The organism is Maribacter sp. PR1 (assembly GCF_028464145.1).
In the GTDB taxonomy this organism is placed as follows: domain Bacteria; phylum Bacteroidota; class Bacteroidia; order Flavobacteriales; family Flavobacteriaceae; genus Maribacter.
This window is the reverse complement of sequence record NZ_JAQPCG010000008.1, coordinates 131642-154265: the sequence shown is the minus strand read 5'-3', so window position 1 is coordinate 154265 and position 22624 is coordinate 131642. Positions and strand designations below refer to the sequence as shown.

Sequence of the window (22624 nt, the reverse complement as noted above, 5' to 3'; positions counted from 1 at the left end):
TTTGAATCACATCCTGTTATATGTACAATAATATAAGAGGGCTAAAACCTTTGGTAGAAATATCTAAACATAATTTGGTCCGTAAAATTATTGTAATTTCGCAATACAAGTGTAGTTGATAATGATAGACAAATTAAACATTGTAAAGCAACGATTCGATGAGGTTTCGGACCTAATAATCCAGCCTGATATTATTAAGGATCAGGACCGTTACGTAAAACTTACTAAAGAATATAAGGACCTAAAGGACTTAATGGCCAAAAGGGATCAATACCTGGAATATACCAACAATATTGCTGAAGCAGAGGAAATTATTGCTGACGGAACAGATGAGGAAATGTTGGAGATGGCCAAGATGCAATTAGAAGAAGCCAAGGAAAAGCTCCCAGCACTAGAGGATGAGATTAAGTTCATGCTCATACCAAAGGACCCCGAAGATGCCAAAGATGTAGTAATGGAGATTCGAGCAGGCACTGGAGGCGATGAAGCCAGTATTTTCGCAGGTGATCTTTTTAGAATGTATACCAAATATTGCGAAAGTAGAGGTTGGAAAACTAACGTGATCGATTTAAGTGAAGGCACGAGTGGTGGTTACAAGGAAATTCAATTCGAAGTCACAGGGGCTGATGTTTACGGTACGTTAAAGTTTGAAGCTGGTGTACACCGAGTACAAAGAGTTCCACAGACAGAAACCCAAGGTAGGGTGCATACCAGTGCCGCAACCGTTATGGTGTTGCCGGAGGCAGAGGATTTTGATGTTGAAATAGATCCCAAGGATGTAAGGATAGACTTTTTCTGTTCTTCAGGTCCTGGCGGCCAATCGGTGAATACTACCTATTCTGCGGTTCGCTTGACCCATATTCCAACGGGTTTGGTGGCACAATGTCAGGATCAAAAATCCCAACATAAGAATAAGGACAAAGCCTTTAGGGTGTTACGATCTCGGTTGTATGATTTAGAGCTTGCAAAAAAGCAAGAGGAGGACGCGGCCAAGAGAAATTCTCAAGTAAGTAGTGGCGACCGTTCAGCTAAGATTAGAACCTACAATTATCCACAAGGTAGGGTGACAGATCATAGGATAGGGCTTACCCTTTATGATCTTTCCAACATTATTGATGGTGATATCCAAAAGATTATTGATGAGCTGAGCTTGGTAGAAAATACAGAGAAACTCAAAGAGGCTTCGGAAATATTTTAATTTTGCAGGTGTCTTTCCCGGACCGATTGTTACGCATAGTATAGACTTATGACCACCCAAGAACTAGTTGATCAAATCCAAAAGAAAAAATCTTTTTTGTGTATAGGACTTGATACAGATTTGGATAAAATTCCTTCGCACCTTATAAACGAAGAGGACCCTATATTTTCATTTAACAAAGCTATTATTGATGCTACACATCACTTATGTGTAGCCTATAAACCCAATGTAGCCTTCTATGAAGCATACGGGATTGAGGGTTGGAAATCCCTTGAGCGTACTATTAAGTACTTAAATGACAACTATCCTGAACAGTTTACAATTGCAGATGCAAAAAGAGGGGATATTGGGAATACGTCTACCAGATATGCCAAAGCCTTTTTTGAGAATTTAAATTTTGACGCTCTTACCATCGCTCCCTACATGGGTAGGGATTCTGTAGAGCCTTTTCTTTCCTTTGAAAACAAGCATACGATTCTATTGGCTTTAACATCTAATGCCGGGGCTTTCGATTTTCAAACTAAAAAAGTTGAGGGAACTGAACTTTATAAAGAGGTTTTAAAGATTTCCAAATCATATAAAGGGGCGGACAATCTAATGTATGTGGTGGGAGCTACCAAGGCAGAATACTTGACAAAAATTCGCGAGATAGTACCAACCAGTTTTTTATTGGTTCCCGGTGTTGGAGCACAGGGAGGAAGCCTGGAAGCGGTGTGCAAATATGGAATTTCTTCCAACATAGGTTTACTTATAAATTCCTCTAGAGGTATCCTTTATGCATCTTCAGGAAAAGACTTTGCCGAGGCCGCACAAGAAAAGGCACTACAACTACAAAGTAAGATGCAGGAAGAATTGGAAAAAAGAAATTTACTTTAAACCAAACCTTCCAATGACTTCTGAATTTTTTGTGCTTTCTGCTCAAAAAACTCCCTTAATTTAGTATTGGAATACTCCATTTTAGAGGCTTTATCAACAAAATTTTGATATTGATATTCCAATAAGGTAATAACGTTTGGTTTTGCTGCTATTGGCGTTACTGATCCAACTTTACAATATTGCTTTTCCATAGTAGTAATTTTGTTCTTTCAAATATACGGGGAGAATCACATTTTGGATGTCACCCTACCATGTTAAACATCTAATTATTAGGTAATTTGTCTTTTTTTTAACACTGAGCTTACTTAAAATTTAAAAAAGGCCCGATTAAAGGTTAAAATTCTGTAATTATTATCTATCAATTATAAAAGAATATTTACATTGTGTGGCTTATCCTTAAATAGGTAAGAACAAAACAATTTGCTGAGCCATTTTACATACCTAAATAGTATTTCCTCGCCCTGGGTCACTTTTATAGACGGGGCTGGAGGAATAAGCTCGCAATGGCAAAAACAATTATCAGAGTTTAAACTGCACTATAATGTATTGGTGTTGGATATAGCTCAGGGTGAAAATACCATTGAGGGAAATGAGGTTTTGAATATAGATGCTATTACCAATGCCATTCTTAGGATTCTAGATTTTAATAATATTCCTAAAAGTCATTTCATTGGAGTTTCTTTGGGTACCGTGTTTGTAAGAAATTTAGCTGAAAAATATCCAAACCGAATCAAAAGTATGGTTCTTGCGGGTGCGATCGTTAAACTAAGCTTTCGTTTTCGTACACTTTTACAAATGAGAGCAATTTCCAAATCCATTTTTTCGTCGAAATCACTTTTCAAGTTTTTTGTATTCCTGCTTTTACCTAATAAAAATAATAGGGAATCTAGATCATTTTTCATTGAGCAATCCCAAGGATGGAAAAAAGGGCAATTTAATAGATGGGCCCAATTAACATCAAAATTGAAACCGGTTTTGAAATATCTACATTCTGGGGAATCTAATGTACCGACATTGTATATTATGGGAGAGGAAGACTATTTATTCCTTCCTACCGTAAAAAGAATATCCTCTGAAAATAGCGGAAAGCTACTTTTTGTTATTCAAGATTGTGGTCATTTTGTCAATTTGGAGCAGCCCATTTTATTTAATAAAATGGTAATAGGATATTTGGTTGGAATGGAAAACCGTATGGAGGATTCTTTGAGCGTGGAGGATTCTTTTAATAATTGCAGCCCTGAGGAGGTATTGATAGCTAATTCAAATAACCACTCTAAAAAATAAGACAGAAATTCTTTTCTTAAAATTGTCTCAGAGCTGCTTTATTATTACTATTGATTTAAATTGTTACAACAAATAAACTAAGTTTTAATTATTGAACGGGTAATTCCTATAAACATTTCCTTATCCGATGAAATTTTACCAATTTTTTACCAATAATTATGATAACTTTTTGTTCTTCTTTGCTTTTCCTGATAAATACATAATAAATTTTTGATATTTAACAATCTGATTATGTATTGCTCTAGTTAAAATTCAAATGATTTTATATTCAATTTTTATTGCTGTAGTTAGTTCAAAGAATTAAATATTTAAAGAAGAGCCGCCCTATTGATGATTGATGAATAGGAGCGACTCTCTTACTCCAACCGTTTTAAAGATTGGTTAGTTAATACAAGGGGACGGGTTAGGACCAAAAGGTCCGCGAACATCGCCATCAGGTGTTGTTATGGTATAAACATGCTCTTCTTCAAAAGCACCACTGGTGTATGAAATCACTAGATTTGATGTGCCTGCTGGAACTTCAACTTCAAAAGATGCTTCCGATCCCGCTCCAAAAGTGTAATTGGTAGCTTCACCGTCAATTTCAAACGTGACAAAGGCACCATCCCAACCATCGCCGTATAAATCTTGCATATCGATCGTCCAGATTCCAGGAACCGTTGCGTCATTTATTGGCGAACACTTAATTAGTATTATAAAATTATAGGCCTGTCTTTGTTCTTGTTGGCCAGTGATACTGCCGGTAAAATTTTCAAAGGCAAAAACAGAACCGTCCAATCCAGTAGACCGGCCTAAAAATCGTATAAAATCCCCTCCAGATATATCATCCGTGGTTATACCCAACGCCTCTGCTATATCTGTATATGGGATGGATATTTCGCTAGGAAAACTAGTTATGGTTGTCAAAGGAATGGTATCACTTGCTACCCCACCAGATTCCCTACTTACACTTAACTCCCATGAGCTGACATTATTATCCAGAGCGTCAACGGTGCCGTTGAAGGAACTGGTTGCGATATCACCTGCAGCTACTATGGTTTCATCTACTACAATCCTTACATATGGGGCCTTACTATCCTCCGGTTCCAATAAGTTCAATGGATTCTTGTCTTCTTCTTCACAGCTCACCATGAATATAGAGATACATAGCAAGCCAATTAGTGAGTTTATATTTCTTTTCATTTTTATTTTGTTTATAGTTATCAATCAACAAAGCCCGAAGAATTTGTATCCCAAAATACGGGAGTGTCCGGAGCGGCTTTTTGGGTTATGTTCGTATTATTATCTGATGCAGTTTGTGAGTACCAGTTAGACCTAAGAAAAGTACCTGTATCTTCCAAGAAAAATCCCGGTGTCAAATTATCGGGTTGTCCCGTTCTTCTATAAGTATTGTAAGCTTCAATTCCATTTCCCCAAAGGGCAATGAAGTATTGTTCCACTATGATACGTAGTTTGTCCGTATCGGAACCAGCATCATAGGCACTTAAAATATTGTCGATATGACTGTCTATTGCTTCAGTGGTGGGGACATACCCACTTCCATCCGCAAGACTGGAACCAAAGGACATTACTTTGTTGATGGATGCCCTAATTCCATTTTCAAGATAGGTTCTTGCATCACCTGTGGTCCCAAGAGTCAATGATGATTCGGCAAGCATAAAATAGGTGTAAGATGACATAAGGAAAGGGGATATACCTGCTCCTGCCAAGCCCTCTGTAACGGCAGCGGAACCGGAAACATTTCTAAAGGAGTTGTCATCAAATGGTCCACCCACAGGATACACACCAAATACGGTCCTAAATTGCTCATCTGGTGGAATACCATCATTATCTAAATGGTTTCTTCCCCAAAGTCCATCGATACCGTTTATATTCGGCACAAGACAATAGGGTAAATCGCCACCCCACCAAGATGGTCGTGAAATTTCAGTAACACATTCCTTAGTAACCACATCGGCATCGGAAAAGTCACCGACCTGACGATAAAAATAATAGCGTATTCTTGGATCCGCTTCATTATATTGATTCGCTAATAGGTTCATGAAATAGTTGCACATATAGAAGTCGGAACTTGGACCTTGACCATCGAAATTGGCTGCAAAATAAGGGTGTCTACTATCCGGGGCGGCATTACTCGTAGCCCACTGAAATTGAAGATCATCCTCTGATTCTAAAATTAATTGTCCTCCAGAAATCAATGAATTTATGGTACTGGTCGATGCTGATGCTCCAAAACCTTCTTCATTGGCCAATCTAGTTTGAAGGTATAATTTTAACCTCATGGTATTGGCGGCCTTGATCCATTTACTTTCGTCACCACCGTAATAAAGGTCGTTGGTAGGTAGAGCAATTTCTTCTCGGTTCAAATTAGAAATAGCATCAAGTAATAGTTGGTCTGCGGCGGCATATATAGATGCTCCAGAATCAACGATAGGGTTTAGAATGCCTTCCCCTCCGCTAACAGCTTCAGAGTAGGGAACATCCCCAAAAAAGTCTACCATGGACATCATCATATAGGCCTCCATAATTTGACCTATCGCAATATGCGTATACTGACCAGCTTCTTCGGCGATAGGGTTCATTGTACGTATATCTATTAATGCCCGTGCATAAACATTATCCCAAACTCTGTCAAAATCATCAGGATCATTAAGTTCCCTGTAGGTAGGGCCACCGCCGTTGAGCATACGAACGGGTTGCATGCCAAATTGACTAAGGCCGTTCTCGTTTCTATCTTCCTCCCCGGAGTGTATTTCCGCAACCTGTTGTTGTATCTGATTCAGGAAAAAATCAACACTGGCCTGTTCTGGGTTCAAGGCATTAGGACTCGGTACTACGGAAAGTTCCGTTGTGTCACAACCAAGGAGTAATATCATTGCTATATTGGACAGTAACAGTCCAACTTTTTTGAATGTTTTTTTCATAATACTGTTTTTGTTTTTCATAGTTATTAGAAGGATGCCCTAACGGTGAAACCGTACCTTCTTGTAGAAGGTCCTGTAATAAAGTCTATCCCTTGACCATTCCCGACGCCTGTACTTGATGCATTGGTATCATAGTTCAAAGTACTTTCAAAGTTCACGGCCCTAAACCAAAGGTTTGATCCGGATAATGTGAAGGAAAGGCTACCAAACGGTGTCTTTTCCAACATCTTTTTAGGGATGGAATAGCCTAGAGAAGCTTCTTGAAGTCTTATGGTTGTACCGTCAAATACACTGAGTTCATTGATATCCCCTCCAAAGTAAGTGTTGAAACCGAATTCGGTTGAGCTTATGGCTACATTGTTAGGCGTGCCATCTGCTTGAACGCCCGGTAAAACATAGTTCGATTCTCTATCAATGGGATTATCGGCATCTACCGTACCTCTACCAAGAAGAGCTGCAGAAGTTACCGAGTAAATATCACCACCATGTCGGTATTGTAAGTTTGCCGATAAAGTGATTCCCTTGTAAGTGAATGTAGGTATAAGGGCAGTGGTCCAATCTGGATTTGGGTCTCCAATTTCCGAAATATTGTTGTCCACCAGGTAAAGTCCATTGCCCCCTACAATTCTATTTCCATTATCGTCTTTAAGGAAAGTAGTTCCCAGAAAGACTCCGAATGGCCTTCCTTCTACCGCATAATTGGCAGCTTCACCAGAAATGGCCTGCGTTAATAGAATATTGTTGGTTCCCTCGGCTAAATCCGTAACAATGGTTTCGTTTGCCGTAAAGTTCCCTGCAATGTTGAAACCGAATCGATTCTCACCTCCTTTAAGGATATCCAAATCATAATCAACCTCTACACCTTGAGATTTTATTTCACCAATATTTACAAAAGTGCTAAGGAATCCAGTAGAACTATCTAACGTCCTGTTTGTAATCAAGTCCGTGGTAGTCTTATCGTAAAGACTTACGTTTAGGTTTAATCGATTAAAAAAGCGGGTGTCAATACCAACCTCAAGCTCTTCTACCTTTTCAGGTCTTAAGCTTCGGTTGCCCAGAGTGTTGGAAACAGTATTTCCAGAGATTACATTACCGTTGATATCCAGGAGATTTCTTGCCCCTAAAGTAAGTACGTCCCTTGTATTAAATGGTGTTGGAAAACCTGCAGAAGAACCATATCCAAAACGGAGTTTCATATAGTTTAGACCATCACCTTGTAGTTTTTCAAAGGCTGCGGTTGGAACAAAGGAAACACTAGCTCCGGGATAGAACAAAGAATTATTTTCCCTTTCCAAGGTAGAGGACCAGTCATTTCTTCCTACTACGTTTAGATAAAGAAAATCCTTATAGGAAAAAGTGGCATCTAAATATAGACCTACCAGGTTCTCCTCAAAGTCTTGATTCATATTCTGGGTTGAAAATGAATTGATTGAAGAAGGTGTCGTAAAATTATAATGCTCAAGCACCCCAAAAACTAATTGACCGGTACTTTCTAGTCCATCTTGTGAGAAAGTATCCCTTCTACTGTTTGCTCCTAAAGTTGCCTGAAGATTAAGGTCTTCCGTTAAGTCTTTATTTCCACTGAGCACCAAATCATGGTTCCAAATTGAGTTTCTTACTACGGATGTTCTCAATATCCCCAATGATGGGCCGTCTACGCCTCCCTTATTTTGGCCATAGGAGTTCATCTCCGTATAGGTGTCTAGTCCCATTCTATAAGATAGGTTCAACCAATCGTTCAATGCGTAGTTCAAGGACATATTCCCTAAGAATCTATCGGTATTTTGTGAAGTTTTGGAATTGGCTACGGTCCAATATGGGTTTTGGATATCATTTCCTGAACGATAATAAAGGCTTCTTCCATCAGCTGATTGAAAAGGGAGGTTGGTAAGGTCAACGCTTCTAGGAGTGTACAAAACGTCGCCAAATATGGCGGATCCTTGAAAAGCTGCACCACTACCCGTACTCACTGCATTGGGTGGGGACTTGTAACCCGTTCTTATGAAATTGAATACTCCTGAAGCTGTAAGGTTGTTACTAAGGGTCGCATTACCTCCAATACTAAAATTGTTTCTAAGTAGATTGTTTCCTGGGGTAACCCCGGCATCCTCCGTTCTTCCGTAATTGGCATTAAAATTTATTTTTTCTGAACCCCCACGTATATTTACGGAAGTGCTGTACACATATCCTGTCCTGAAAAACTCTTCTACACCATTATAAGGTTTGTATTCGTAAGGTTGATTCAATAAATCCTCATAGCCAGCAATCAATGAAGGGTCGGCAATATAATTGAAGGGATGTTGTAGTAATGCACTTCCATTGCTTGCATCACCAATATATTGACCTGCATTTGCAATTCCGTCATCATCTGTTCTATCAAACCTTGGCCCCCAGTTACTAAAGAAAAATCCGAAGCCTTGATGAAAACCACCACCGTAATTATCTTGATATTTTGGTAGTATGGCTTTTGATGCGAATACAGATTGACTTATTGTAACTTCATTTTTATTTTTTGCCTCGCCGGAACTTGCATTTTTAGTGGTAATCAATATTACACCATTTCTACCTCTATTACCATAAAGAACGGTAGCACTTAAACCCTTTAAAACACTTACACTTTCAATAGTGTTGGGGTCAATATCCAAAAATCTACTAGATTCTGTATTGCCGTCCAAGTAATTACTCTGTGTATTGGTTCCCGAATCAAAAGGAATGCCATCTACAATAAACAAGGGTTGGTTTGATTGCGTTGCGGAAGAATACCCCCGAATTATGATGTTGGTACCAGAACCCGAAAGGCCATTATTTGAAGTGATATTTACTCCGGCAACCTTACCGCTTAAGACTCGCCCAATGTCGGCCTCTGGTCTGGATTCAACTTTTTCCGACTCCACGGTTGTTACGGAGTAACCCAACGAACGTTTTTCCCTTACAATTCCTTGCGCAGTTACAACAACCTCTTGTAAAGCTTGTGTATCCTCAATCATTGTAATGTTTATGACGTTTTCGGCTCCTACAGTTCGTTCAACTGTGCGTTGTCCGATATAGGAGAACACCAAAATTTGACCGGGAGAAGCCTCAATGGCATAGTTCCCGTCAAAGTCGGTCTGAATTCCGGAGGTGGTGCCCTTAATCAATATGTTGACACCAGGCAAAGGAACCCCTCCTTCATCTACTACGTTACCCGTAATGGTTTTTTGTTGTGAATATGCCCAGGTGATTCCCGTTAGAAAAAGCATAAACAACCAAATACATTTTTTTTCATACTTAAAAATTTAAATGAGTTAGCTAAGAACACTTGTATACAAGTAGTAGCTTTTTGGGGTTAAAATCCTTTTGGTGCGTATCACATTTTAAATAATGGGTGGAAACTGTTTTAGGACATAACCGTCTAAGAGCTATTGTTGTATTAGTCATTCATCCCAAAGAAACAGGGTCTATACTTTATTTTGGGAAATGCCTATAAACGTTTACTGTTCCGATAAATCTTTACTATTGATTTACGTTTTATAACAATTGGAACGGTTTGCGTTATATTTTTAATATGGCAATGAGTGTGATGGTATGGTGATAATCTCAAAATTTTTGAGCAGGGATATTGTGAATAATCGAAATATTTAGTGGTACTTGAGTATTAGCGCCTATATAAATAACAGAAGATTAAAGACAAGTAATTTGCAGCCCTGAAGGGTTTGATGACTAATTCAAACAAAACTCTTAAGGTTTTAAACAATAATTTCCAAAAGAAGAATGGATTCAGAGCTGCTTTTATGATAAATTACTATGTTCAAATAAACACCCTCTTGAATAAAATAGGGGAAATACCTATAAACGTTTACGTAGCCGACCTTAGATTACTCATCTTTTACGATTGAACGGCTTCTGCAAATATTCTTCTTTGGTATTCGCTTGGAGTAAGATGTGTATCCTTTTTAAATGCTTTATTGAAGGTGACTTTATTATTAAAACCTACTTCGTAAGCAACGTCTATGATATTAAGGTTTCTCTGAAAGTCTGAATTAAAAATCTCTTTGGCTTCGCTTATTCTATATTTATTTACCATTTCATTGAAATTCATATTAAAATGTTCATTGATAACTTGAGAAGCATTGTGCCTTGTCGTATTTAATTTATTTGCTAATTTTTCCAGATTCAAATCATTCTCCTTATGAATTTTTTCTTGGTCAAATAGCCTGATTAGATTGTCCCGAAGTTCATTGGATAGACTACTTGTTAATCCAGATTTTTCATATTTGAAGAAAAGATTTTTTATAGAAGATGTCCCATTAAAAACATCGGGCTGGACAATGGCACAATATCCAATATACATGACCATGAGTGCCATACAAATTACTTGGGAATGATAAAGGAATCCAGAAATTACGTTGTTGCTTATGAGTACTCCATATCCCGCATAACAAAAGATATACGCCACATGAATACAATAGATATTACGCTGCCAAATACGGCTTTCATGGTTGGATTCTTCTTTTTGTTCCTTATAGCTCAAGTACAATTTTCTAATGAAGAATCCGTATGCCATTAGAGAAACAAGTTTAAGGGCAACAATAATTTCAAGATTTGAAGAGTCTCCCGGGTTTAGACCATTTTCAGTTCTCCCCACCATTAGTGCAAGCTTTTCCTCTGCAGATAACATATAGGTTGGAAGAATATAGATTAAAAAAAGAGCGGTTGGGATTAAGTGTAAAAAGTCTTTTTTCTTGAATTTGTATTGTTTGGTAATTCTTTTAAAATAGAAATATAATAAAGGTCCATATAAGAATGAAAAGCAGGTTGACATTAAATACGAATGAGGAAAACGATATTGGTAGTTCGTAATATTAAGGCAGATATGAAGGATAAAAAAAGAGTGGATGAAAATAAAACTGCTGATCAAGATTTTTGCAATCCTATCAACCTTTCTATTAAAATGAATAATTACGGAAATATAAAACCCTATCAGGGCAACATACAGGTACATAAAGGACCAGATACTGAATTGTGGTGTATATTTTTCCGATATTTCAACGAATTCGGGAGTATCTCTAATATTATCAAACCAGGAATCTGCAAAGACATCTGTATTGAAATCGGATTTGAGATAGGTCTCAATAAATTCTGCACTGTTTGTTGGATCGTTTAAAGCGGAGTAGCTTTGGGCTACTCTTTTTAAGATTAATGAATTGTCATTTTCTTTTTTAGAAAGGACCTCTATATAGTTTTCTATCGCTTCGGGGTATCTGTGGTCCAAAAATAAAATTTCGGCTTTTTCTAAACCTACTTCGCTGGAATTTTTATGAAATTCCTTAGTAACGCCTTCAATTCCTATCGGTACTATAGGATACGAGTGGCTACTTAGAAGTAAGAATGTGATTAAGATTCTTATTTGTAGCATGATTAATTATTAGATTGATGAATTAGCAAAGTCTTAAATTAATCATAATATGGGATACAAATCTTAAAAGCCTCTTAAAATAGTAAACCCCGATAATAATTTACCTTTAATGTACCGCTGATTTAAAGATATGTGGTAGCGTAATAAGGTTAAATAGTGGAAAATAAAAAAACCGGTGCTCCCACCGGTTTTTACTAACTAACTCAAAAAATACTAACTCAAAAATTTGAAAATAAGAATTATAACTATTGGTGGCTTCACCATTAATTCACTGATATATAAAATTTTAACGCAACAATATGTGTAATATTGTGAGGAAAGTAAAAATAATTTTAGTCTTGTAGGGCGAATACTTTTCGGAGTAATTCCGTTGTTCTGGAACCTACGTTGTTTCTAATTTCCTTTTCTTCAATGGCTATCATGGTGTAAACCCCATTCAACGCTTTTTTGGTTACATAATCGGTTAAATCCGGATTAACATTACTGGTCAAAGGAATCGCATTGTATCTGTTAATTAGGTTGTTCCATATTTGATCGGCTCCAACTTTTTCAAATGAAGATTTTATGACCGGATTGAACTTGTCATAAAGTGCCGTCCGGGTTCTTTGCTTTAAAAAGTTGGTTGCAGCATTATCTTCACCAAGTAAAATGGATTTGGCATCTTGAAAAGTCATTCCCTTAACAGCATCAACAAATATTGGGGTAGCCTCGGAAACTGCGTCTTCGGCGGCTCTATTCAATACTTTGAGGCCTTCGTCTGCCAAATTGCCCAACCCAACATCACGCAAGGTTTTATCGACCTTCTGTAGTTCCTCCGGTAAAAGGATTTTTACGAATTCGTTTTTAAAGAACCCATCTGTTTTTGTGAGCTTGCTTACTTGCTTGGAAATACCTTTCTCAAGTGCGGATTTTAAGCCATTTGCAATTTCTGCATTTCCTAGTGTAGTACCGGAAGGCAATTGATTTACTACCTGTTGTAATTCATTACAGGATGCCATAAATAAAACAAGTACGACCAATCCGAAATTTTTTCTCATGTTCTAGTTTTAATTCTTTTAGATTACTAAGAATTACGAGAAAATTACGGTTTTATTGTTGTATACCATTGTTTTTCTATTGACATGCAGTTTAACCGCCCTAGAAAGAACAATTTTTTCCAAATCACGTCCTTTACTTATAAAATCTGAAATTGTATGAATGTGCGAAACAGGAGTTACGTCTTGTTCAATTATTGGACCGGCATCCAATTCTTCGGTAACATAGTGGCTTGTTGCTCCAATAATTTTCACCCCTCTACCAAAGGCAGCATGGTATGGTTTTGCACCCGCAAAAGCAGGTAAGAAAGAATGATGGATATTGATGATTTTATTAGGGTATCTATGAATTAGGTGTCCACTCACTATTTGCATATATCTGGCAAGAACTATAAAGTCAATTTTATATTCTTCGAGAAGTTCTATTTGTTTCTTTTCGCTCTCATCACGGTTCTCCTTATTCATGGGCACATGAAAATAGGGTAGGTTGAACTGGTCCGCAACGTACTTTAAATCGCGGTGATTACTAAGTACAAAAGGGATTTCTACGGGTAATTCTCCAGAATTGAACCTGCTTAATAAATCATAGAGGCAATGATTGTATTTGGAAACAAAAATTGCCATTCTGGGTTTTTTATTGTCCGTATGTAAACTCCATTGCATATTATATTTGTCCGCAAGTTGAGCATCAAAATTCTTTTTGAGCGATTTCAAATTAACTTTGTTAAAATCACTTTCCAATCGCATAAAAAATACGTTAGCAGATTTATCTACATGTTGGTCCAGGTATACAATATTTCCATTGTTAGCATGGATAAAACCTGTAACGGAACTTATAATGCCGGTCTGGTCCGGGCAGTTTATTAAAATTATGACTTTCAAAACAATGTATTTAAAGAAGTCAAAAATAAACCATTATTAATTAGTCTAGATTCCCAAATATGTTAGGTTTAATATTGTTAAGTGGATAAAATGTGAAAATATAAAGGAAGTTATCTAATGGAAACTTTCCATTTTCGATAATATTTTCTAAAACTTTTTAATTCCGAGCGAAGTAGATTTATATATTCTGTTTCCTTAACACCGTCTTTTTCCAATCCAAGACAATATGAGTTAATATTTCTTATAATTATATTAATATAGGAAAGATTATGCATACGTTCCTTGGATGAAGGAGAGGCCTCCACCAAGGCAATTTTTTGAGGAATTAAAATAGCGTCCGTAAGAATGGAATTGGCCATAATATCTCTTAGGCTGCTACTTTCACATAATCGCAACAAATCTTTATTAAAAGATACATAAGAGGCAATTTCCCTACTCATCCGGCAGAGTTCCAGGGCCTTTTTGTAAACAGGAATATGTCTAAGATTTTTGTGGGACACGGCAGATTTTATAAAACTTTGTAAACTTAAAATTACTACAGGTTTGATATAATTACCTTTATAATCAAAAGTTATTTTGTAATTTTAATTTTGAATAGAAAGATATAAGCCAAATAATTTATGAATGCTAAGATAGATGACATTAACTGGAAAATCTTGGAAAAACTTCAGGGCAATGCAAGGGAATCTTTTGCCAATATTGGGAGGTCTATTGGCCTTACGGCACCTGCGGTAGGGGAGCGGGTAAAAAAAATGGAAGATCTTGGTATATTGACTGGCTACCATGCAAGGGTCTCATATGCTCAAACAGGACATCAACTAAAAGCCATAATTACATTGAGGGCCTTCATGGGAAAACTCAAACCTTTTTTAGCTATTGTAAATACGTTCGATGAGGTGGTAAACTGCTATAGAATTACGGGTAATGAAAATATAGTTATGGAAGTAGTTATAAAAGATCAATTTCATTTAGAAAAATTCATTGATAAACTTATTCAGTATGGCGAGACCAGAACCAATATCGTACTTTCTCAGGTTATTGCCAATGCTCCAATAAACAAAGTGAGAAGGGCGGAGCAATCATAATAAATTTTTAATACTAATTTCTCAAAGTATTAAACTAATTTTTAAAATGTACTTTAATTTTTGGCGAGATTTTTGATGTAATTTTAAATATGATAAAGAAAATACTTCTGTTTTTTTTGGTTTTACCATTAGTCTGTTTTTCTCAACAACTTAAAATAGCGAAGGGTATTATAAATGATAGTTTGGCAATTAAGGGTGATTCTTTAGAAACAATGTCCCTTTACTTACCCACAAAATTTAATATGTCCAAGGCCTGGCCGGTCCTGTTTCTTTTTGATATGAATGGAAATAGTAAAAAAACAATGTCAATGTTTACGGTAGCTGCAGAGGAAGAAGGATATATTTTGGCGAGTTCAAATAATGTTAGGGATACAGTAAGCCTTTCAGAAAATGTACTTATTGCAAATAGAATGCTTAATACGGTTTATGAAATTCTACCTATACATAAAGAACAAAGTTACGTGGGCGGAATAGGTGACGGAGGTAGGTTCGCGTCACTACTGCCAACTTTTATTAGGGACATTAGTGGTGTACTTTCCTGTGGAGCTGCAGTTGCCAATACTGAGGTCCTCGTGCGTAAAAATCCGTTTTATTTTATTGGAATTGCGGGTAGGTCAGATTATAATTATAGGGAAATAATGCAAAGTAAGGAAGTGCTGGACGGACTTAAATTTCCCAATCTGCTGATAGTTTTTGAAGGTGAGCATCAGTGGGCTCCAAAGGATGAACTTACAAGGGCGTTACGGTCATTCACTTTATCTGCTATGGCGAAAGGAAATATAATGAAAAACGATAGTATTACAGAGCATTATTTTGAAAACTCGTTAATTAAGGCCAATAATTTACTTGCAAAAGACAAGCCATTGTTGGCAGAGAACGTTTTGGACAATGCCATTGCGGTATACAATCCTTTGGGAAATTGGGACTCTTTGAAAACCTCCAGAAAGATACTTCGAAGAAGTAAAATCTACAGGGCAAAAAAGCGTTTTGAAAGAAATTATTTTTTAAAGGAAACTTTGACAAAAGAGGATTATGGTTATTATTTAGAAGAAGATATTTTAACCTATAACTACAATAATTTAGGCTGGTGGAACTTTCAAATGTCCGAATTGGACAAAATGGATAAAAGCCAGAATGAATTTGAGCAAAGAATGTCAAGTAGGTTAAGGGGGTTTTTAAACGCTTTGATTTCTGACAGCATAAACCTAATTGCCACAGATAAAGAGATTGATCTGGAGGCATTGAACTTCTTGTACATGTTGAAGACAATTACTGAGCCACAGAATCATGAGTATTATTTAAAAATTATTTCTTACAGTGCCTTGATTGAGGATTATGGTACTGCCATGTTTTATTTGGAAGAGCTATTAAAAACAGGTTATAATAATACCAATGAATTATATGATTTAGAACATACGGCTCTGCTTCGTATTACGCCAGAATTTAATGCGTTGGTTGCAAAATACCTAAATGATTCTAGATATGAAATTCCTAAGGAATAGCAGTTTTAAACTGCTATGTTGATGACAAATTACTACTTAATTTTTGACGAACTTTCGCGACTATCGAAATAAATGGGAAATTGTATTTTTGTGAAAAAGCGAGATGATGAAAATATCTAAATTATGGGTTGCGCTCTTGATATTACTCTCAATGGGTTGTAAGGGAGAAAAAAAATATCACGATACAAAACCTGATTTAGTAGCCAAGGCACCTACCGATAAACTTGCGGATATTTTGGCTTTTCAACAGGAGCTTAACGAAGAATTTAAAAACCCGGAAGAATCACCCTTACCAGATAGATTTCGCAAGGATTTTGAGAGTCTTGATTTTTTTCCACCGGATACAAGTTGGGTTGTAGAAGCTGAATTCATTAGAACTCCCGAGGCTGTACCATTTTTGATGCCTACCACAACGGATAGAAAATCAGAAGAGGTAGTTTATGCCAAAGTTAAGTTTAAACTAAATGGAAAACCATATAGTTTGGAGGTTTACCAAAACTCGGAATTAATGCAGAAGGAAGAGTATGAGGATTATCTTTTTCTTCCTTTTACCGATTTGACCAATGGGGAAGAAACTTATGGTGGTGGACGTTATATGGATTTACGAATACCAGAAGAAAAAGTAATAACATTAGATTTCAATAAGGCCTACAATCCTTATTGTGCCTACAATAAAAAGTATTCTTGTCCGCTTGTACCGGCTGTAAATCATTTGCCAATACAAATTTTAGCAGGTGTCAAAGACTTCAAAAAAGAATAAAAAAACCCCGACGATACCGTCGGGGTTTTTTTATTTATAATTAGTCCTTGTTATCTTTTCACTTAGAAAGAATAAATAGCGGCAAGAGCAAAAGAAGAAAGACTGTTTGTCGCCTCACCGTTACTGTTTAAAAAGGGCTCGTTATCACTGCCAAAGCTGTCTAAGCGGATTTCCGGTTTAAGAATTAAATTTTCTTTAGTAAAACTTCCCGTCAACGTTAGAGCTGTAACTGGAACATCATCAAAACCATCTTGAGTGGCAGCAAAATATTCACCCCTTAAACCAATGGCAAAACTTTCCGATGTGGTAAATTGTGGGTAAATAGCGGCACCGTAGAATCCACTGTCAGTTTCTGAATTGCTGTTGTAAGCAGCGTTAATACCAAAGAAGAAATCTTCTGAAATATCAAAACCACCAGTATAGTCAATTTCAAAACCAAGGCCACCTTGTCCGCCACCATCGTAATAGGCGTTCAAAAATTGACCATAAACGCCTAACTGTCCTCCTACTGCGTAGGTGCCACTAGCACTGATATCATTGGTGTCCCAAGGGTTGGTAATAGCTAGCATTAAGCTTACATCATCAGAAAGGGCAAAATCAGCCTTAGCACCAAGGTGCGAAAAAGGACCGTTTGAGAACAAGTACGAAACGCTATAATTGAAGTTTGCTGCCGGGGCAATTACTTCATAACCTACCCAAGTATTAAAACGACCTACTGTAAGAGTAGTTTTATCGGATACATTCCAATACGCATAGGCTTGATTAATAACACCGTTTAAAATGTCATTGTTAAAAGTGGCTTCCGTACCTCTTGGGCCAAAAACTAAATCAACGACCACTCCTGTTTTTCCCATTTCGTAAGTTCCAATTAAATTGGCCATCCCTAAAGCAAATCCGGTTTGGTTTGCAAAAGAAGTTGGTGTTGCTGTTGTTGCATCTCCACCATCTTTAAAGGTTGTTCTATAATAAGCGTCAATTGAACCGCTTAAACTAAACTTTGAAGAGGTATCTTCTTCCTGTGCCATTATAGTTACTGTAGAAAACAGTGCCAATGCGGATAGAAAGATATTTTTTGCGAATTTTGTATTTATAATCTGTTTCATAAATTTTAATTTTAAATCCTTTTATGGATTAGTGTTAAATGATTGATTGAATTTTTGAAAGGGTTATGTAACGGAGCGTTCTGCAAAACGCTCCGTTTTTTGTTTAATACTTTTTAAATTATTTGTCTTAGTGCTGATTCATTCTGAAGTCGGCGTAAGCATCCATTCCATGTTCGTGAATGTCCAAACCTTCCATTTCTTCTTCTTTGGAAACTCTTATGCCTATAGTAGCTTTTAATATGCCCAGAATAATACCAGAGGTAACGACACAGAACGCACCAACGATTAGAACACCGTATAATTGAGTCATGAACTGGTCTATACCGGCCATGCTTCCAAATATTCCTACGGCCAAAGTTCCCCACATACCACAGATTAAGTGAACAGCAATAGCCCCTACGGGATCATCCAGTTTCAATTTATCCACCAAGGCAACACCTAGCACTATAATGATTCCGGCAAGTAAGCCTATGATTACTGCCTCATTTGGAGACATTAAATCTGCCCCAGCGGTAATACCTACTAATCCACCCAAAATACCATTTAGGAACATCGTTAAGTCAAGATTTTTATAGAGTATGGTCGAAGTAATCATCGCACCGAATCCTCCAGCGGCGGCTGCTAAACTTGTTGTAACCAATACTAGGGAGGTTAATTCAGGATCAGCAGATAGTACGGAACCACCGTTAAAACCGAACCATCCTAGCCAAAGGATTAATACACCAGCTGTTGCCATAGGTATACTATGACCTGGAATGGCTTTTGGTTTCCCGTCTTTTCCAAATTTCCCGATTCTAGATCCCAATAAGGCAACAGCAACCAAAGCTGCCCATCCTCCAACTGAGTGCACCAATGTTGAACCTGCAAAATCGTAGAATCCCCAAGAATCCAAGAATCCACCTCCCCATTTCCAAGCTCCTACTATTGGATATACTAATCCAACATAAATAATAGTAAATATCATGAAGGAACCAATTTTAATACGCTCGGCTACTGCTCCAGAAACAATGGTCGCTGCCGTGGCCGCAAACATACCTTGGAAAAGGAAGTCTGTCCACCATGTATAACCGCCATCCGCATAATCCGGGGTCATTCCACCCTCAGGAGCTGCAATGCCAAAACCTGCAAATTTTAAAATTCCCATGTCCCCATCTTCAAAACCGGGGTACATAAGATTAAAACCAAAGGCGTAATACAATAATAAGCCTCCGGTAATGATAAATATGTTTTTAAATAAAATGTTAATTGTGTTTTTTTGTCTGGTCAAACCTATCTCTAAAAAGGCAAAACCTGTATGCATGAAGAATACCAATGCGGTAGCCAACATCATCCATATGTTATTCGCTGTAAATAATCCTGCGTCCATTTTCTTAATTTTTAGTTAGTTGATTTTACTTAGTTGATACCTGCCAATCCGCTTTCCTTAGTTCTAATTCGGTAAGCTTCAATCACGTCGGATACGAAAATTTTTCCATCACCAACATTACCGGAGTATGCTGTTTCCAATATTTTATCCACAGTTTTCTGAGCGTAGTCGTCAGATACTACAATAGTTAGATACCTTCTTTGAATGTCTGTAGTACTGTAGGATATACCACGGTAAACATGACCTTGTTTTTCATTTCCAACTCCGGTTACATCCCAGTAACTGAAGAAATTGACCTCGATTTGATGCAATGCTTCCTTGACCTCATCAAACTTGGATTTTCTGATAATTGCCTCGATTTTTTTCATTGTTTTGTTTGTTTTTAATGCCTCAAATGTATGTTAAAATAATTAACACCCTCATATTTTAGGGGGTAATGATGTAATTTTTATAGTTATAATAATTAACCCCCCTTAAAATTATAGGTATCTATATTTAAAAGGTGATATTTTGAGAATGTGCTCGAATTGAGTCATTGTATTTCAACAAAAATTGATAATAATGCACTAAAATGGTGTCTCTCGTTGAGAATTGTTTAGAAAATCGCTAAAAAGAAGAGAAAGTATGTAATTTTAAAAAATATAGGTTACAATGTTGCAATCATAACAACTTGCATAACCAAAGTCCAGCGGCAATAGCAAATATTCCGAGCATTACGCTCAGCCCCAAATATGCGGACATATAAAATATGGAGTGTTCTTTAAGAAGTATATGGCTTTCCAAAGCGAAAGTAGAGAAAGTGGTAAAGCCACCACAGAATCCTGTGGCCAATAGTAGCACTTGGTTTTCAGATAAATAATTATTCTTAACCGTAAGCCCAATTAGTATACCTATAATAAAACAACCTACTATGTTTACTAAAAAAGTGCCTAAATAAAAATTTGGAAAGTAGGAGTTCAGGGATTTAGAAATAAGGAAGCGTAAAAAACTTCCAATACCGCCACCAATGAATATTAGCAAAAACTGTTTCATTCCCTACAAAGGTATGAACTAAACAGCTTTTTTGTAATTCTCTGTGATTAAATTGATCGGGTAAATAACAGTTTTGCTATCACCGGAAATGGTCTTTGTAGGTCTTTTCGACTTTTTACTTACACTTTGTAAACTTGTAACGACCATTGCTACGTTCAAAACGATTAAGACTAGTAAGATTGTAAAAAATGTCATCATAATATTTGCCCCTGTAGATGAATAACGCAAAATTACGTTATTTGGTATATTATACGTGAAAAAGAGGCTTTTTGTTGTGTAAACGTTAATTTTTGTGGTGAATATAAAATTTGAGTTAATTCTTAAGTAAATACTTAATACAAAATAGAATTATTAAGAATATTATAAAGAATATTCCTACCCACTTGACCCCCTTATAGTTTTTTTGGTGCAGTCTTAGGTCCTTTTTATACATAAGAACAATAATAATGGAGAAAGTGATAGCAAATAAAGTTGCAAAAACAATTTGTCCTGTGCTGAACATATTTTTTATTTTTACGCAAAGCTAAAGTAAAACAGTAAAATTTAGGGTGAAATCTGCCAGAACTCGTATTAATGGCTGAACAAGTTAATTTTAGTAAGCCTTAGACTATAAAACAAATAGTGATGAAAAATAAAATCAATGCCGTTCAACGCTTTCATGAATCTTTTGGATTGGGAATATCTCAAGAAATGAAAGCAGATTTGGGCCCCTCCAAAAACCAACTGCGCTATAACTTAATGGACGAGGAAAATAAGGAATATCTAGAGGCGGCTTCTAATAATGACCTTGTAGAGGTTGCCGATGCCTTGGGCGATATGCTTTATATTCTTTGCGGAACCATTTTGGAGCATGGGATGCAATATAAAATAGAGGAAGTTTTTAATGAAATTCAGCGGAGTAACATGAGCAAATTAGGTGAAGATGGTAAACCAATTTATAGGGAAGACGGAAAGGTTTTAAAGGGGCCCAATTATTTTAAGCCAGATATAGCCACGATTTTAGATAAATAAAAAGGGGCCATTTGGCCCCTTTTAAGTATATTAACTATTGACTTTAAAGCGCCAACCATATTTGTCTTCCGACTTATTGTATTGAATATCGGTAATAATTTTTTTAAGCTTGGAAGCATAACTATTTTCCAGTTCCGGTAGCTCATAGTCTTTTTCCTTATAACCAAATGCTGAAATAGGTGAGATAACCGCGGCCGTACCTGCACCGAACATTTCTTTTAAACTCCCATCCTTGGCCGCCTTTACCACTTCGGTAACCGTAATTTTACGCACCTCAGTTGGGATACCATGGTCCTTGGCTATTTCCAAAATACTTTTTCTGGTGATTCCATCTAGAATTCTATCACTTGTGGGGCCAGTTATCAAAGTATCATTGATACGAATAAATATATTCATCGCTCCGGCCTCCTCTATGTATTCGTGTTCGGTATCATCGGTCCAGATGACTTGGTTATAACCCTTCTCTACGGCCAATTGGGTTGGATAGAATTGGCCGGCATAGTTTCCTCCGGCTTTTGCGAAACCAACTCCGCCATTAGCGGAACGAGAATAAGTTTGTTCTATAAGTACCTTGACTTTTCCGGAGAAATAAGAACCAGAAGGCGCACATGCTATAATAAACTTATACTCATCTGCCGGAGAGGCATGAAATCCATTGCCAGATGCAAAAATGAACGGTCTTATATATAAGGAAGAACCCTCTTTGGTAGGTATGAAGTCGCTATCTAATTGAATCAAAGTTGTTAACCCTTCAATAAAATACTCTTCAGGTAATTCAGGTATAGCCAATCTTTTTGCTGAAATATTCAGGCGTTTTTGGTTATCCAAAGGTCTGAATAGGAAAATATCCCCATTGTCGTCCTTATAGGCCTTCATTCCTTCAAAAATGGCTTGGCCATAATGAAAAACCTTAGCTGATGGATCAAGAGTAATAGGTTGATACGGCATAATTTTAGGAGTTTCCCAAGCGCCATTTCTATAATTGCACACTAACATATGGTCTGTGTATACGGAACCGAATTTCAGATTGTCGAAATCAACTTGATCTATTTTGGAGGTCTTTGCCTTTTCTACAGTTACGTTTACATTTTTCGTCTCTATACTCATCCTATGATATTCTTTAATTAAATTAAAATTAATCAAATATCCTGACCGGCCCTTCTTTTTTAAAC

At 36.9% G+C, this 22624-nt stretch carries 20 protein-coding genes; 7 read left to right on the top strand and 13 right to left on the bottom strand.

The genetic code is table 11. The annotated features are described in order from the left end of the window. Nucleotides 1–121: 121 nt before the first annotated feature. Nucleotides 122–1198, top strand: coding sequence for a peptide chain release factor 1 (gene prfA, locus PP182_RS16960; RefSeq protein WP_272652458.1), 1077 nt, complete (start codon nucleotides 122–124; stop codon nucleotides 1196–1198). Nucleotides 1199–1246: 48 nt separating this feature from the next. After that, nucleotides 1247–2074 carry an orotidine-5'-phosphate decarboxylase gene (gene pyrF, locus PP182_RS16955; RefSeq protein ID WP_272652457.1) on the top strand — a complete coding sequence of 276 codons (828 nt, stop codon included), beginning with the start codon at nucleotides 1247–1249 and terminating at the stop codon, nucleotides 2072–2074. Here pyrF and PP182_RS16950 read toward each other — a convergent pair. Continuing rightward, a complete protein-coding gene (locus tag PP182_RS16950) occupies nucleotides 2071–2265 on the bottom strand; it encodes a hypothetical protein (protein WP_272652456.1) in 195 nt (64 codons plus the stop codon). The two genes, pyrF and PP182_RS16950, sit on opposite strands and share 4 nt — an antisense overlap. A 229-nt stretch (nucleotides 2266–2494) precedes the next feature. On the opposite strand from PP182_RS16950, the gene PP182_RS16945 reads away from it, so the two are divergent. Then, complete coding sequence (locus tag PP182_RS16945; protein ID WP_272652455.1) at nucleotides 2495–3358, top strand: alpha/beta fold hydrolase; 864 nt, start codon at nucleotides 2495–2497, stop codon at nucleotides 3356–3358. 381 nt (nucleotides 3359–3739) lie between these two features. Here the strand turns inward: PP182_RS16945 and PP182_RS16940 are convergent, their stop codons facing one another. The 7 genes from PP182_RS16940 to PP182_RS16910 form a co-directional block, all read right to left on the bottom strand. Next, entirely contained in the window at nucleotides 3740–4540 is an 801-nt protein-coding gene (locus PP182_RS16940) for a hypothetical protein (protein ID WP_272652454.1), read from the bottom strand. Nucleotides 4541–4560: 20 nt separating this feature from the next. Beyond that, the gene (locus PP182_RS16935; RefSeq protein WP_272652453.1) at nucleotides 4561–6282 is read right to left on the bottom strand and encodes a SusD/RagB family nutrient-binding outer membrane lipoprotein; all 1722 of its coding nucleotides are present in this window, start codon (nucleotides 6280–6282) and stop codon (nucleotides 4561–4563) included. 26 nt (nucleotides 6283–6308) lie between these two features. Then, on the bottom strand, nucleotides 6309–9521 hold the full coding sequence (locus PP182_RS16930) for a SusC/RagA family TonB-linked outer membrane protein (protein WP_272652452.1): 3213 nt from the start codon (nucleotides 9519–9521) through the stop codon (nucleotides 6309–6311). Nucleotides 9522–10147: 626 nt separating this feature from the next. Beyond that, on the bottom strand, nucleotides 10148–11677 hold the full coding sequence (locus PP182_RS16925) for a helix-turn-helix domain-containing protein (protein WP_272652451.1): 1530 nt from the start codon (nucleotides 11675–11677) through the stop codon (nucleotides 10148–10150). 332 nt (nucleotides 11678–12009) lie between these two features. Beyond that, nucleotides 12010–12714 carry a DUF4197 domain-containing protein gene (locus PP182_RS16920; RefSeq protein WP_272652450.1) on the bottom strand — a complete coding sequence of 235 codons (705 nt, stop codon included), beginning with the start codon at nucleotides 12712–12714 and terminating at the stop codon, nucleotides 12010–12012. A gap of 33 nt (nucleotides 12715–12747) precedes the next feature. Continuing rightward, a complete protein-coding gene (purU, locus tag PP182_RS16915; RefSeq protein ID WP_272652449.1) occupies nucleotides 12748–13593 on the bottom strand; it encodes a formyltetrahydrofolate deformylase in 846 nt (281 codons plus the stop codon). Nucleotides 13594–13703: 110 nt separating this feature from the next. Continuing rightward, nucleotides 13704–14033, bottom strand: coding sequence for a hypothetical protein (locus PP182_RS16910; protein ID WP_272652448.1), 330 nt, complete (start codon nucleotides 14031–14033; stop codon nucleotides 13704–13706). Between the two features lie 180 nt (nucleotides 14034–14213). Between PP182_RS16910 and PP182_RS16905 the strand changes: the two genes are divergently transcribed. From PP182_RS16905 to PP182_RS16895, 3 genes are all read left to right on the top strand, one after another. Beyond that, nucleotides 14214–14678, top strand: coding sequence for an Lrp/AsnC family transcriptional regulator (locus tag PP182_RS16905; protein WP_272652447.1), 465 nt, complete (start codon nucleotides 14214–14216; stop codon nucleotides 14676–14678). A gap of 242 nt (nucleotides 14679–14920) precedes the next feature. Then, nucleotides 14921–16180 (top strand): alpha/beta hydrolase, encoded by a 1260-nt coding sequence (locus tag PP182_RS16900; RefSeq protein WP_272652446.1) that lies wholly within the window; start codon nucleotides 14921–14923, stop codon nucleotides 16178–16180. A gap of 106 nt (nucleotides 16181–16286) precedes the next feature. Next, nucleotides 16287–16940, top strand: coding sequence for a DUF1684 domain-containing protein (locus PP182_RS16895; protein WP_330098004.1), 654 nt, complete (start codon nucleotides 16287–16289; stop codon nucleotides 16938–16940). Nucleotides 16941–17002: 62 nt separating this feature from the next. Here the strand turns inward: PP182_RS16895 and PP182_RS16890 are convergent, their stop codons facing one another. From PP182_RS16890 to crcB, 4 genes are all read right to left on the bottom strand, one after another. Beyond that, complete coding sequence (locus PP182_RS16890; protein WP_272652444.1) at nucleotides 17003–18043, bottom strand: outer membrane beta-barrel protein; 1041 nt, start codon at nucleotides 18041–18043, stop codon at nucleotides 17003–17005. 127 nt (nucleotides 18044–18170) lie between these two features. Then, nucleotides 18171–19409, bottom strand: a complete 1239-nt coding sequence (locus PP182_RS16885; RefSeq protein WP_272652443.1) for an ammonium transporter — start codon at nucleotides 19407–19409, stop codon at nucleotides 18171–18173. Nucleotides 19410–19438: 29 nt separating this feature from the next. After that, complete coding sequence (locus PP182_RS16880; protein ID WP_272652442.1) at nucleotides 19439–19777, bottom strand: P-II family nitrogen regulator; 339 nt, start codon at nucleotides 19775–19777, stop codon at nucleotides 19439–19441. Nucleotides 19778–20069: 292 nt separating this feature from the next. Next, nucleotides 20070–20441, bottom strand: coding sequence for a fluoride efflux transporter CrcB (crcB, locus tag PP182_RS16875; RefSeq protein ID WP_272652441.1), 372 nt, complete (start codon nucleotides 20439–20441; stop codon nucleotides 20070–20072). 624 nt (nucleotides 20442–21065) lie between these two features. Between crcB and PP182_RS16865 the strand changes: the two genes are divergently transcribed. Further along, entirely contained in the window at nucleotides 21066–21452 is a 387-nt protein-coding gene (locus tag PP182_RS16865; RefSeq protein ID WP_272652439.1) for a nucleoside triphosphate pyrophosphohydrolase family protein, read from the top strand. A gap of 30 nt (nucleotides 21453–21482) precedes the next feature. Here the strand turns inward: PP182_RS16865 and PP182_RS16860 are convergent, their stop codons facing one another. Next, a complete protein-coding gene (locus PP182_RS16860; RefSeq protein WP_272652438.1) occupies nucleotides 21483–22559 on the bottom strand; it encodes a branched-chain amino acid aminotransferase in 1077 nt (358 codons plus the stop codon). Between the last annotated feature and the right edge of the window lie 65 nt (nucleotides 22560–22624).